General features: G+C 69.2%; 9 protein-coding genes. 1 reads left to right on the forward strand and 8 read right to left on the reverse strand.

The window, feature by feature from the left end; genetic code table 11:
- Nucleotides 1-17: 17 nt before the first annotated feature.
- From V5F74_RS08080 to arsH, 3 genes are all read right to left on the reverse strand, one after another.
- Nucleotides 18-4,925 (reverse strand): beta strand repeat-containing protein, encoded by a 4,908-nt coding sequence (locus V5F74_RS08080; protein ID WP_394007258.1) that lies wholly within the window; start codon nucleotides 4,923-4,925, stop codon nucleotides 18-20.
- A 318-nt stretch (nucleotides 4,926-5,243) separates the two neighbouring features.
- Nucleotides 5,244-6,431 (reverse strand): MFS transporter, encoded by a 1,188-nt coding sequence (locus tag V5F74_RS08085; RefSeq protein WP_394007260.1) that lies wholly within the window; start codon nucleotides 6,429-6,431, stop codon nucleotides 5,244-5,246.
- Nucleotides 6,428-7,150, reverse strand: coding sequence for an arsenical resistance protein ArsH (gene arsH, locus V5F74_RS08090; RefSeq protein WP_394007262.1), 723 nt, complete (start codon nucleotides 7,148-7,150; stop codon nucleotides 6,428-6,430). The genes V5F74_RS08085 and arsH overlap by 4 nt, the downstream gene beginning before the upstream one ends.
- Before the next feature lie 300 nt (nucleotides 7,151-7,450).
- Here arsH and V5F74_RS08095 point away from each other — a divergent pair, with 300 nt between their 5' ends.
- On the forward strand, nucleotides 7,451-8,596 hold the full coding sequence (locus V5F74_RS08095) for a hypothetical protein (protein ID WP_394007264.1): 1,146 nt from the start codon (nucleotides 7,451-7,453) through the stop codon (nucleotides 8,594-8,596).
- Nucleotides 8,597-8,608: 12 nt separating this feature from the next.
- On the opposite strand, the gene V5F74_RS08100 is transcribed toward V5F74_RS08095, so the two are convergent.
- From V5F74_RS08100 to soxC, 5 genes are all read right to left on the reverse strand, one after another.
- Nucleotides 8,609-9,880, reverse strand: a complete 1,272-nt coding sequence (locus tag V5F74_RS08100) for an FCSD flavin-binding domain-containing protein (protein WP_394007266.1) — start codon at nucleotides 9,878-9,880, stop codon at nucleotides 8,609-8,611.
- Between the two features lie 4 nt (nucleotides 9,881-9,884).
- On the reverse strand, nucleotides 9,885-10,406 hold the full coding sequence (locus V5F74_RS08105) for a DsrE family protein (protein WP_029555570.1): 522 nt from the start codon (nucleotides 10,404-10,406) through the stop codon (nucleotides 9,885-9,887).
- 99 nt (nucleotides 10,407-10,505) lie between these two features.
- Nucleotides 10,506-10,886 (reverse strand): c-type cytochrome, encoded by a 381-nt coding sequence (locus V5F74_RS08110; protein WP_394007490.1) that lies wholly within the window; start codon nucleotides 10,884-10,886, stop codon nucleotides 10,506-10,508.
- A gap of 96 nt (nucleotides 10,887-10,982) precedes the next feature.
- Nucleotides 10,983-11,777 (reverse strand): c-type cytochrome, encoded by a 795-nt coding sequence (locus V5F74_RS08115; protein ID WP_394007268.1) that lies wholly within the window; start codon nucleotides 11,775-11,777, stop codon nucleotides 10,983-10,985.
- A complete protein-coding gene (soxC, locus tag V5F74_RS08120; RefSeq protein ID WP_394007270.1) occupies nucleotides 11,761-13,074 on the reverse strand; it encodes a sulfite dehydrogenase in 1,314 nt (437 codons plus the stop codon). Before soxC ends, V5F74_RS08115 begins: the two co-directional genes overlap by 17 nt.
- Between the last annotated feature and the right edge of the window lie 40 nt (nucleotides 13,075-13,114).

The following is a 13,114-nucleotide window of genomic DNA, read 5'->3' on the forward strand; positions in this document are numbered from 1 at the left end:
ACACACCTGCCATGTCCCTACCACTGATAGCGCACCCCGCCCCGCGCGTTCGCCGCCGCGTAGCCTTCGCCGAACTTGAGACTGGCGGTGGTGAAGCCATTCCAGCCGTTGCCCTTGGCGAACACGTTGAAGCCGCCGCCGATCTCGCCGAAGGCGCCGTTGAAGTCGTCGGCGACGGTCAACGGCAACCCGGGATTGTAGATGGTCACCGTATTGTCCCCAAGGAACTCGTACCAGAGTCGCGCATTCAGATTGGCCTCGATGCGCAGCGACGCGTTGTCGTAAACCGGCCCGCCCACGCGGGCGCCGAGGCCCACCCTCAGGCTGTCATTGCTGCCGAAGTCCGCCGCCGTGCCGGCGAGGAGCGGCAGGTTGTTGATGCGGGTGGACACATAACTCAGCGTTGCAATGGGCTCGAAGAAGCCGGTGGCGCCGAGCTTCGCCCGGTATCCGGTGTCCAGCGTGAAGCCGAGGCTGGTCGCCCGCACGCTCTGCCCGTAGGCCGCCACCCCGCCGAGGGTGGGCGCGGTGTAGTTCATGGAGAGGATGTCGGCCTTGAACAGGCCGTCCACGAACCAGTTGCGGTTGAGGTAGGTGGCATAGGCGCCCACCGTGCCGCCGGAATAATTGGCGGAGGTCGGCGAGGCATCGAAGCCGAGCTGGGAGGTGACGTAGCCGCCCATCACGCCGAACATCACCGCATCCCTGCCGGACGCGGACAGGTTCGTCTTGCCGAAGTCGGCGCCGGCGATGAAGCCGTAGGTGTCCTGCGCATAGCCCATGTCGTAGGTGTAGGCCCCGCCCGGCACCGTGGCGGTGGCGTTCGAGTCGCGCAGGCCCCAGCTACCCACGGCCTTGGCCCACACGCCCGGCGTCACGCTCTGCGATCCGGTGCTGGGGGCCTTGCCGACCACGCCCCCATTGCCCCCGTCGAGATAGGTGCGCAGGTCCGCCTGCCGGTCCAGCCAGCCGCCGCTGGTCTCGTACCAGATGCTCTGCGCGCCGGTGACGAGGCGCGGCAGTTCGTAGGCCTCCCGGTCGGGCACGCCGACGAGGTAGGTGTCGTTGCCGCGGGTCACGAGGTCGTAGAAGAACACGCCCTTGTCGATGACGCCGCCGAAGCGCGGATCGTAGCCGGCCGACTGGGAGGAGATGACGAAGCTCGCCTCCTGCGTGCCGTACTTGCCGTAGGAGACGGCATCGGGGTTCACCACCTCCACCACCATCATGCCCTTGGGATTGTAGCCGCCGGCGCTGCCGCTCACGTCGTTGATGACGATGGCGGTCTGCCCCTGCGTCGCCACGGTGCCGGCGGGCAACGGGTTGCCGTTGGCATCGAGGCCGCCCACCACCAGCTTGTCGGCGGTGGAGCCGGGGCCGCCGAGCCAGGCGTCGATGCCGAGGCGGCTGTTGCCCTGCCCCACGAACACGCCGCTCACATAGGTCACGTCGCGAGCGCCGTTATAGGCGGTCTGGCCGGGCGTTTCGTCGATCATGGTCAGCAGCCCGGCATCGGTAGAGACGAGGCTGCCGTTGACGAAGGTTTCGAGGCCCGTGAACGTGGTGGTCTCCCCCTGCGCGCCGTTGAGGGCGGTGACGGTGAGGCCGACATTGTTCACCTGGTCGATGCCGCCGCCGAAGCTGTTGGCGCCCACCGTGACCCAGGTGTTGGAGCTTCGATTGTTGAAGGTGTCGTTACCGTCGGAAAAGCTCACCCGGCCCACCACGGTGCCGTTGTTGGTGACGGTGGTGGAGCCCGCATCGGCCCGCATCGCCACGCGCCCGGCGGCGCTGGCGAGGTCGCCATTGGCCGCGTAGGTCCAGGAGCTGACCAGCGAACCCGTGCCGACATCGATGGTGGTGCCGGTGCCGCTCGACACGCGGATCACCGCCTCGTCCTCGGAGGAGCCCGAGCCGGACACCACGCTGAACGCGCCGATGCCCACCGCGACGGTGCCCGTCCCGTCGGCGCGGATGCCGTTGCCGGTGCCCCCCTGCCCCGCATCCGCATAGACGCGCGCGCCGGTGCCGAGGGTGACGACGGTGGCGCCGCCGCCGCCCGCCAGCGTGCGGATGCCGGTGCCCCCGGAGAGGATGCGGACGCCGTCCGCCAGCGTCACCGTCACGTCGCCGGTGCCGCCCGTCTGCGCCGCGACGCCGGCGCCGGCGCTGGTGATGTCCGCGCCCACGTCGACCCGCGCCGCCCCCGTGCCGCCGGAGGTCGCGCCCACGCCGAAGCTGCCGCCCGCCGTGATCTTGCCGGCGACCGTGACCGTGGTCGCGCCGCCGGTGTTGAGGGCGAGGATACCGGAGCCCGTCGCGTCGATCTCCGCCGTGTTCTTGACCGTCACCGTGCCCCCGGCGCCGGAGAGGCCGGCATCGATGCCGGTGGCGCCCGCCGTGACCTTGGCGTTGGTGGTGACGTTGACCGTTCCATTGTCGCCGGTGAGCGCGGCGAGGATGCCGGCGCCGCCCGCCTTCACGATGCCGTCCGTGGTGACGGTGACGCTCATGCCGGTGCCGGTGGCGCTGGCGTCGATGCCCTGCGCGCCGGAGGTGATGGCGCCGTTCGCCGTCGTCGTCACCGTGGCGGAACCGCCGGTGCCGGTGGAGACGGCGCGCACGCCGAAGCCCGAGACGGTGATGGCATTCTCCACCTTCACCTCGGTGGTCGCCGTGCCCGCCGCCGTGGCAGAAGCATCGGCGCCGCTGGCGCTGTCGGTGATGGCCCCGCGCAGGGTGAAGCGGCTCACGGCGTCGCCCGTGGTCGAGGTGGCGAGCCCCTTCACCGCCGTGCCGGTGCCGCCCTTCACGGTGGCGTCGGTGGTGATGAGCGTGGTGGCGTTGCCCTTGGTGCTGGTGGCGTCGGCGACGATGCCGCCGACATTGCCCGTCACGGCACCGGAGACGCCGATCTTGGTCTGGGTCGTCCCCTCCACCGAGGAGACGGCCGCGATGGCCGCGCCGCCGCTGCTGGAGACGGTGCCGGCGGTCGTCACGTCCACATTGCCGGAGATGCCGGTCTTGTCGATGCGGATGCCGCCCACCGCGCCGGACACCGAGGTGCCGGCCGCCGTTTCCACCACGATGTCGCCGGTGCTCGCCGCATCCGACGACACGCGCAGGCCGACGCTTGATCCCTTCACCTCGGTGGTGCCGCCGAGGTTCACGGAGACCTTGCCGCCCATCTGTTTCAGGAACACGCCGTCCGCCGTGCCTTCGATGGCCGCGCTGCCTGACGTGGTGAGGGTGATGGTGCCGGTGGCCTCGCCATAGAGGCCGAACCCGCCCGCCGCCGTGGACTTCGCCGTGCCGGAGAAGGTCTGGATGGAGAGGTCGCCGCCGGTGGCGTTGAAGAAGGCGCCGTATTGCCCGCCCGAGGCGCTGCCGCTGAAAGTGTCGGCCGTCACGCTGCCGCTCAGCGTACGCGCGAACACGCCCGCCCCGGTGCCGCCCGTCGCCGTGCCGGAGAAGCCGGAGACGGTGATGTCCCCGCTGGTGCCCGCCTGCGCGAAGATGCCGTACTGCCCGCCCGAGGCGCTGGCGGCGAAATTCTTCATGCTGATGCCGCCGGTGTCGGTGAGCAGCATCACGCCGTTGGCGCCGCCGACGATGTTGGGCGACCCGGCGGAGCCGCCGGTGAAATTGTCGGCGGTGATGGCGCCGCTGGTGGTGCGGCCATAGACGCCGTAGTCGCTGGTGCCCGTCGCGGTGCCGGAGAAGCCGGAGACATTGACGCTGCCCGCCCCGGTCTGGGCGAAGATGCCGTATTGCCCGCCCTGGGCGCTGGAGCCGAAATTCTGGATGCTGATGGCGCCCGACGTGGACAGCGCCTGGATGCCGGCAGCGCCGCCGGTGATGAAAGGTCCGCTGCCCGTGCCGGGGGTGAAATTGTCGGCGGTGATGGCGCCTGATGTGGTGGAGAGCAGGAGGCCGCTGCCCGCCGTACCCTTCGCCGTGCCGCTGAAGCCCGAGGCATCGATGGTGCCTGATGTGGCGAAGGCGAGAATGCCGTTCTGGCTACCCGTGGCACTGCCGCTGAAGGTCTTCAGCGAGATGTCGCCGGTGGTCACCACCTGGGTGAAGATGCCGTTGGCGCCGGAGCTTTGCGCCGTGCCGCTGAAGCCGGAGAGGTCGATCTTGCCGGCATTGGTCTGGGCGAAGATGGCATTCTGGCCCGCCGTGGCGCCGCCGCTGAAGTCGCGGATGTTGACGTCGCCCGTCCCGGTCACCTGCGCGAACACGCCGCTGGCGCCGGTGCCCTCGGTGGTGCCGGTGAAGCGGTCGATGGTGATGGTGCCGTTGCTCGACTGGGCGAACAGGCCGTTCTGGCCGCCCGTGGCGCCGCCGGCGAAATCATTCACCGTGATATTGCCGCCGGCGATGAGGGTGAGGCCGTCCGAGGTCGTGCCCTTGAAGGTGCCGCCCTCGGCCGCGATGTCGATGTTGCCGGTGGTGGAGGCGAGCACGCCGCTCGCCCCGCCGCTGAGGCTCGCGCCCGCCAGCACCCGCACGCTGGCATCGGTGGCGGGGAGGAGCGTGAGCGCGTAGCCGTCCGCCGTCACCGTGGCGCCGATGCCGGTGCCGGACGCCTGCGAGATGGCGCCGCTGGAAATCAGCACGATGCCGTCGGTGGTGGCCGTGAAGCTGCCGCCGATGTTGTTCAGGATGATGTCGCCGCCGCCAAGCCCGGAGCCGACGACCACCGAGATGGGTGCCGCCGCCGTGATGCTCGTGTCGTCGGCCGTGGTGATGGTGATGGTGTTGTCCGTGACCACCGCCGCGGCCGAACTCGCGCCCGAGCAATCGAGCGCCGTGGGGTTGCCCACCGGTCCGGAGGTGACGCAGGCGCCGTAGGCGACCGTCGCCGGCATCAGGCCCGCGAGCACGGTGGCGAGCGCCGATCCCGAGAGAAGCGCGCGCATGAGGCGCGCGCGCCGATGGGTCCCGGTTACGACCCGGCCAGGCCTGTGCCCGTGCGTGGCGCCGAACATGCGCTTGTCCTCCCTCCCGGTCCCGGACGCGCCCCCTTTAGCGCGGCACAAGGACTCCGGCGCACGTTCGCGCACGCGACCGGCCCGCCAGAGGGGCGCCGGTCGGCGACAGCGAAGCAGCCGTTTCGGGTGGGGACAGAATTTCCCATCATGGTTAACCTAGAGTTACGTAACGCAACAAATGCTCGCAAGGTCTTCCCGAAGCTCTCGCCGGCATTCTTCGCGCCCTGAGGGCTACACGCCTGAGGGCTACACCTGCCGCCACAGCAGCGCGAGCAGCACCGCCGCGCCGAGCCACAAGGTGATCAGCGCCGAGAGCACCGCGCCCGCCCCGCCGGCCGTCAGCAGCTGCGCTGCACCGAGCGGCGCCAGCGCCTGCGCCAGCAAGGCCGGCCGGGCGAGGCGGCCGGCGAGGACGGGATAGCGCTCCGCCCCCAGCACAGCCAGCGGCACCGTGCCCTTGGAAATGGAGAAGATGCCGTTGCCGGCGCCGTAAGCCACCAGCGCCACCGCGACGATGGGAAAGCCGGCTGCCAGCAGCACCAGCCCCAGCCCCATCAGCGCCACCGCCCAGATCATCGTCCAGAGCGGATGGTGACGCCCGCCGGACGCCTGCTCGATGATGCGCGCGAAAACCTGCGCCGGGCCGATGAAGGCCCCGGCGGCCACCGCCTCGGCGAGGCTCAGGCCGCGCGACTGGAGCAGCGCCAGCACCTGCACCGACATGGCGGAGGCGATGGTGCCGATGAGGGTGACGATGCCGGCCATGAGCAGGAAAGAGATGCGCTCGGGCCCGCCCAGCACCACCGGCCCGCCCCGCGCCGGCCGGCCGGTCTCCGCCCGCGGCGCGATCGCCGGCATGAAGGCCAGCACCAGCGGGATCGACACGAAGAGATGGAGGCCGGCATAGACGAGGCAGGTCGCCCGCCAGCCCAGATGCGCATCGAGGAAGGCGGTGATGGGCCAGCACACCGTGCTGGCGAAGCCGCCCCACAGGGTGAGCAGGGTGATCGCCCGCCGCGCACCGGCGCCATAGAGCCGGCCGAGGGTGGCGAAGGCCGCGTCATAGAGGCTGGCCGCCATGCCCGCGCCGGCGATGCACCAGCCCAGCATGAACATCGCCGGCCCCGGCGCCAGCGCCAGCAAGGCGAGGCCGCAGGCCAGCAGCGCGCATCCGCCCGCCAGCACGGGCCGCCCGCCGCGGGCATCGATCAGCGCGCCCACCTTCGGCGAGACGAGTCCCGCCACCAGAAGCCCGACGGAGAGGCTGCCGACGGTCCATTGCAGCGGCCAGCCCGTATCCCTGGAAATCGGCCCGGCCAGCACCGTGAGCAGATAGAAGGACGAGCCCCAGGTGAGGATCTGCACCACGCCCAGCGCGGCGATGACCGAACGGCCGGCGCCTTCCGTCCCGGCGGGTGAAGCGGCAGGGGTCACCGCACGGCCGCGTCGAGGGCGAGCCGCGCCTCCAGCGCCTCGGCCGCTTCCTTGCGCTCGCTGTAGCGGTCGGTGAGATAGGGGGAGATGTCGCGCGTCAGCAGCGTGAACTTCACCAGCTCCTCCATCACGTCCACCACCCGGTCGTAAAAGGCGGAGGGCTTCATGCGGCCCGCCTCGTCGAACTCCTGATAGGCCTTGGCGACGGACGACTGGTTGGGAATGGTGAGCATGCGCATCCAGCGGCCGAGGATGCGCATCTGGTTCACGGCGTTGAAGGACTGCGAGCCGCCGCACACCTGCATCACGGCCAGCGTGCGCCCCTGCGTGGGGCGGATGGCGCCCAGCGCGAGGGGGATCCAGTCGATCTGCGCCTTCATCACCGCGCTCATGGCGCCGTGCCGCTCCGGGCTGCACCACACCTGCCCTTCGGACCACAGCGTGAGTTCGCGCAGCTCCGCCACCTTGGGGTGCTCCACCGGGGCACCATCGGGCAGAGGAAGGCCGTCCGCGTGGTAGACCCGCGTTTCCGCGCCGAGCCGGTTCAGCAGCCGCTCCGCCTCCAGCGTCAGCAGGCGGGAATAGGAGCGCTCGCGTAGCGAGCCGTAGAGCAGCAGGATGCGCGGCGGATGGCGCGACGGTGCGGCCGGGAGCAGCCGGTCGAGGCTCGGGACGTGAAACAGGGCCTCGATTACGTTGGGTAGGGTGTCGTCGGTCACGGGGGCGTCCTCGCCTGGGCTGGCTCCGGCGCTCTCATAGCAGGCCCGCGCACGGCTCACAGCATCGATCCGCTCCCGGCGGCGTTGCGCCGCGCGGGAGCATCTGCACGCGGCTTGAGCAGCGCGAAAGTCAAAATATCATCAAAAGTACAAATACCGCGCACGATTGCGCGGAAAGCAGAAATTCCCTCCAATCATTCCGCCGCGATCCGAACTATTCGATTGACGCCGCGCGCGCCTGTCCGAATATATCCCGAAGCCTTCACGGCCCCGCATCCGCTTCGCAACCGGGAGATTGCTATGGGTCTTCAGTCCATGGGCGATTTCAAGTGGCCCGGCCTCATGCAGCCGGATGGCGCGCCCATCGCCCTCAATCGCGACGCCTTCATCGCCATCGATCGCTACAAGGACATCAGCTACGATCCGGTGTACCGGCCGCAGGCCCTCTATCACCGCGCGCTGGAAGGCCTTAACGCCAATAACGGCGCCTTCCTGCTGCAGGAGGTGGCGACCAACCTGCCCATCTACCGCGATGACACGGGGCCCACCGACTTCCACCTGCATCTGCCGCCCGGCGGCTTCCAGCTGGTGCTCGTCACCTCCGGCATGTTCACCTTCGACTATGACGGCAAGGTCCATTACGTGGGACCGGGCGCGGCGATGCTCCAGAGCGCCATCGTCCACCGCCAGCTGTTCTACACGTGGTCGGGCCTCTCCACGGAAGAGAACCTGAAGACGCCGCAGACCGTGGTGCCCGACCCTTTGTGCATGGGCTATTCCGGCAAGTTCCTCGAAGCCTTCATCACCGATCCCTCCACCTTTCCGAACCCCACCGTGGTCGGGCCGGACAAGATCCGCGAGGACGAGACGCCCCGCACCGCCTGGAAGCATCCGCTGCACAACCGGCCAAAGGGCGCGGGCTTCTGGGTTCAGGACCCGCTCGCCCTCGACGCCCTGTTCCGTCCCTATCCGGCCGATGCGCTGGGGCGGCTGGCCTCGCCCATGCCGGTGCATGTGCGTGACCTCGGCATCGAGGCGCCGAGCGGCCATCTCGTCACCGGCCACATCATCGCCACCGATCCGCGCGGCGGGTCGCTGCTGCCCAAATCGGCGATGGCGGCGGACGCGGAGGGGCTGGCGAAGGGCGAGGTCGTGGTCTACCGCATCATTCGCGGCACCGCCGGTTTCACAGACGGCGCGGGCAAGATCATCGAGCTGGCCACCGGCGATACCGTGACCGCCGGCAAGAGTGCCATCCGGCTCGCGGAGATCGGCGAGGACACGCAGATCCTGCGCCTCGGCCTCCTCAACGGCTTCGATGCCCTGAAGATGTGGACCCCCGGTCAGCGCGACGAGATCGACGCCCTCGCCGGCCGGATCATCACCCGCGCGGACCTGCGCTCGGATCGCCTCGCCGGAAGCCCGGTGGGCTATCTCTACGAATAAAGCGGGTGCCGGTCAGCCGAACATGCCCGCCACCATGGCGCGGTACCAGTCGGCATTCTCCTCGCGCAGGCGACGGCGCAGGGCCGGCGGTTCCCCGGCCGCTGAGACGGTGCCCTCAACCTCGCGGATGCGGCCGTCCTCCGGCCGGTAGAGCCCGCTCACCTTCACCGCGTCGTCGGCCGTGATGAGGCTCCAGCAGGTGCTGGCATAGCTGGCCGATGGGGCAGCCGCGCCGAACAGGCCGGCGAACAGGGCCCGCGCCGCCACCTGCGCCTGGCTCCCTGCGGCGAACGCGGATTTCGGGATATCGCCGCCGATGGCCGCATCGCCGATGACGAAGACGGACGGGTCCAGCGCCGAGGCCATGGAGCCGGCATCCACCGGGCACCAGCCCGATGCGTCCGCGAGCCCCGCCTGCCGCGCGATGCCGCCGGCCTTCTGCGCCGGGATCACGTTCACCAGAGCCGCCTCTTTGTAGGTCTCGAAACCGGTGACGACGGTGCCCGTCGCCGGGTCCACCGAGACGAGGCCGTCGGAGATATCAGGCGCCATCCATTCCACCATGCCGGGATAGTGCCCCTCCCAGCCTTCCTGAAAGAGGCCCTGCATGGAGAATTTCGGCTTCGGATCGACGATGACAATGCGCGCCCCGCCACGCCCGGTGCTCTTCAGGCGATGCGCCATCATGGAGGCGCGCTCGTAGGGCGCCGGGGGGCAGCGGAAGGGGTTGGGCGGGGCGGTGATGACGATGAGGCCGCCGTCGGGCACCTGATCCAGCCGCTCCTTCAGGAGGCGCAATTGCGCGCCGCCCTTCCAGGCGTGGGGCATGGCCGTCTCGGCGGCACGGCTCCAGCCGGGCACGCTGTCATAGTCGAGATCGATGCCGGGGGAGAGGATGAGGCGGTCGTAGGGAAGGCGGCCGCCATCGGCGAGCCGCACCTCGCGCCGCTCCCGGTCGATGGCGTCGGCCCGTTGCGGCACCACGCGCACGCCCGCCCGCGCGAGGCCCTCATAGCCGAATTCCAGCGCGGCGAAATCGATGATGCCGCCGAGCCAGAGGTTGGAGTGGAACACCGCCACGTAACGCGGCTCCGGCTCCACCAGCGTGACCTCCACCCGGCTATCGCGCAGCAGCGCCCGGGCGGCATTCGTCCCGCCGGCACCGCCGCCCACGATCACCACGCGCGGCTTCCCCTGCGCGGCGACGTGCGGCGCGCAGAGCAGCGCCGCCGCCAGCGCCGAACCGCCCAGCAGCGCCCGCCGCGAGACGCCCGCGCGCGTCATGCCGTCAGCCGACCTTGAGGTAGCCGAACCCCTTGCCCTGCAATGCGCCGGCGGTGGCGATGCCGGAGGGCACGAAGGCGATGAAGGCCTCATCGCGCGCCTTCTCCTTGGGCACATGATTGCGCTCGAAGGTGTAGGCGCACAGGTAGACCTTCAGCCCGTTCTTGGCGAGGGCGGCAATCTTCTCGTTGAGCGTGGGATCGAGGGTTTCCTTCTCCCACATGGTGCCGTTGAGATTGTCGAGGAAGAATTTGATGCCGCCCGCGTGGGCCACCATCACGATCTGCAGCGCGAAGGGATCCGCGCCGTAGGAAGCGTAGTGGTTGTTGATGTTGTTCAGCGTCTGGGCGAAGCGGGCATGGTCGCCATAGTCCACGTGATAGACGCAGGCGGTGTCCGCTTCCTTCTTGATGTCGGCGAGCTGGAGCGACTGCACGGCGGCATGGGCCGACGTTGAAGCCGCGATCGGCGCGGCGCCCGCAAGCGCCATGGTGCCGAGGAAGGCCCGGCGGTCGAACTGGGGCATGGTTTCCTCTCCCGTCATCGGCGTCTGGCGCGCCGTGTGCTTCGGACTGTGCCACCCGCCGCCCCCGCTCCGCAACGGCGCGGCGGGCTGGCGCGCGACCTATTTCTTCGAGCCGTCCGGCTTGAACTGGGCGAGGAAGGCGATGAGATCGGCGCGCTCCTGCTCGTTCTTGACGCCGGCGAAGGCCATCTTGCCCTTGGGCGCGAGGTGCTTGGGATTCTCGATGTAGTCGTTGAGGTTGGCCTCGTCCCACACCTTGCCGGCGGCGGCGCCGTCCTTGATGTCCTGGGAATAGGAATAGCCCTCGAAATGCGCCCATTTCGCGCCGACGATGCCATTCAGAGGCGGGCCGACCTTCACCTTCGCGTCGGGGCCGACCGCATGGCAAGCCATGCACTTCTTGAACACGGTCTCGCCCTTGGCGATGTCCGGGTCGGCGTGCGCCGGGGCAGCGGCGACGCAGAGCAGGAGGGCGACCATCACGGGGATGCGCACGATCCTCGTCCTTTCCGTTGGAGGGGCTGTGTGGTGTCCCGGACGCGGCCGGGACCCTTCCTTGGTGTCACGACGGACGGCTTACTCCAGATTGCCTTTGGGCGGATCGCCATCCGGCGTCACGTTGAGGATCTGGGCGCGGGCGGTGACATGGACCTCGCCGCTGCAGTCCTTCATGCAGGGGTTCTTCTTCCAGAACGCCTTTTCCGAGGTCTCCCGGTCGTCGTCGTAGAAGTTGGCCTCGTTGGGCAAATCCACCTTGGGGAAGTTCTCCTTCGAGAGCACGTAGTCTTCGGCAACGAGATCGTTGAGGTTCAGAAGATACGCGACGATGGCGTAGGTCTGGTCCGGCGAGAGCGACAGATTGCTGCCGAAGGGCATGGCGCGGTGCACGTAGTCATAGACCGTCGAGGCATAGGGCCAGAAGGAGCCTATGGTCTTTTCCGGCCGCTCGGATTTCAGGGTGCCGCGCCCGCCGGCCAGCACCGGCCAGCGGCCAGCGCCCTCGCCGAACTCCCCGTGGCACTGGGCGCAGTTCTGCAGGAACAGCTCCTCGCCCTCCTTCACCGAGCCCTTGCCCGGCGGCAGGCCCTCGCCATCGGCGCGCACGTCGATGTTCCAGGCGGCGATCTCCTCGGGCAGCGCGGGGCGGCCGAGGGCGATGGTCTTGGCGGCGGCCGGCGTTGTCGCGGCGGGAGCCGCCACGTTCACCGCCTGCCGGGCCTTCTCCGCGCCCATCTTGTCCGTGCCCGCCTTGTCCTTCTCGGCCTTTGCCGCGGGCTTTGCGGGCTGGGGATCGGCCACGGCCATGCCGGAGACGGCCAGAGCGCCGGCGAGCACGGCGGAAGCGAGGAGCGTCTCAGCCGACTTCCACATTTTCCGTCTCCCCGTTGGAGCGCACCAGCCACGTCTGGATGCCGTTGTTGTGATAGATGGAATTGGTGCCGCGAATGGCCCGCAGCTCCTGCTTGGTGGGCTGGACATAGCCGGTGTCGTCCATGGCGCGGGACTGCACCATCAGCTCCTGTCCGGCCCAGTCGAAATCGAGATAGAAGCGCGTCATAGACATGGGCGTGGCGGGTCCGTCGAGGCGCGCCGTGGTCCAGTTGCGCCCGCCGTCCAGCGACACGTCCACCCGCGCGATGGTGCCGCGCCCGGACCAGGCGATGCCGGAGAGCACGTTCGGCCCCTTGTGCTTCAGGGGCGCCTGCGGGCTCGGGCTCGTCACCACGGATTTCGCATCCATCACGAAGGTGAAGCGGCGCGAGCGGCCATCGGCGAGGAGGTCAGTGTATTTCGAGGTTTCCTCGCGCTGCTGCCAGGGCTGGTCGCCGATCTTGAGGCGGCGCAGCCACTTGACCCACATGTTGCCTTCCCAGCCCGGCACCACGAGCCGCACCGGATAGCCCTGCTCGGGCCGGAGCGCCTCGCCGTTCATGCCGAAGGCGACGAGGCAGTCATTCATCGCCTTTTCGAGCGGGATGGAGCGCGTCATCACCGCCGCGTCGGCGCCCTCGGCGAGCACCCATTTGCCCTTGGGATTGACGCCGGCCATGTCCAGCAGCGTCTTCAAAGGCACGCCGGTGTAGAAGAGATTGTGGATCATGCCGTGGGTGAACTGGCAGCCGTTGAGCTGCGCGCCGCGCCACTCCATGCCGGAATTCGCCGCGCATTCAAGAAAGTACGCACGGTTCACCCGGCCGGGCATGCGCTTCAGGTCTTCCAGCGTGAAGACGAGGGGCTTGTCCACGAGGCCGTGGATCATCAGCCGATACTTGTCCGGGTCGATCTCCGCCTGCCCGCCATGGTGCCGCACGAAGCACAGTCCGTTGGGCGTGATGACGCTGTCGAGGGCGTAGAGCGGCGTGAAGCTGACCGAGCTTTGCGAGCTGGCGGTGAGCCACGTCACCTCCCGGCGCACCACGTCCTTCTCGAACACGGAGGGCTTGCCATAGGGGTTCTCGTTGACCGGCGCGCCCAGCGTCTTGGTCCAGTCGGGCACCGGCACGATGTTGGGATCGGGCGTGCCGGCGGCCGGGGCGGCAAGGGCGGAACCTCCGCCGGCGGCAACGGCGCCCGCGCCGATCCCGGCGAGGTTGAGGAAGCGCCTGCGGGAGAGCGACGGTGTCGCGCCGGTCGCGCGTTCCGTCGGGGGCAGACTGGTGTCGGACATGGACGTCCTCCCTGATATTCTTTTATTCGTAGATTTGAAT

Origin of the sequence: Xanthobacter aminoxidans, assembly GCF_043193615.1 — a bacterium.
GTDB lineage: Bacteria > Pseudomonadota > Alphaproteobacteria > Rhizobiales > Xanthobacteraceae > Xanthobacter > Xanthobacter aminoxidans.

What these genes read in the sequence shown, in the direction of transcription:
- soxC (WP_394007270.1), bottom strand. Translation starts at nt 13,074, where the DNA reads ATGTCCGACACCAGTCTGCCCCCGACGGAACGCGCGACCGGCGCGACA.
- V5F74_RS08115 (WP_394007268.1), bottom strand. Translation starts at nt 11,777, where the DNA reads ATGTGGAAGTCGGCTGAGACGCTCCTCGCTTCCGCCGTGCTCGCCGGC.
- V5F74_RS08095 (WP_394007264.1), top strand. Translation starts at nt 7,451, where the DNA reads ATGGGTCTTCAGTCCATGGGCGATTTCAAGTGGCCCGGCCTCATGCAG.
- V5F74_RS08080 (WP_394007258.1), bottom strand. Translation starts at nt 4,925, where the DNA reads ATGCGCGCGCTTCTCTCGGGATCGGCGCTCGCCACCGTGCTCGCGGGC.
- V5F74_RS08100 (WP_394007266.1), bottom strand. Translation starts at nt 9,880, where the DNA reads ATGACGCGCGCGGGCGTCTCGCGGCGGGCGCTGCTGGGCGGTTCGGCG.
- V5F74_RS08110 (WP_394007490.1), bottom strand. Translation starts at nt 10,886, where the DNA reads ATGGTCGCCCTCCTGCTCTGCGTCGCCGCTGCCCCGGCGCACGCCGAC.
- V5F74_RS08105 (WP_029555570.1), bottom strand. Translation starts at nt 10,406, where the DNA reads ATGCCCCAGTTCGACCGCCGGGCCTTCCTCGGCACCATGGCGCTTGCG.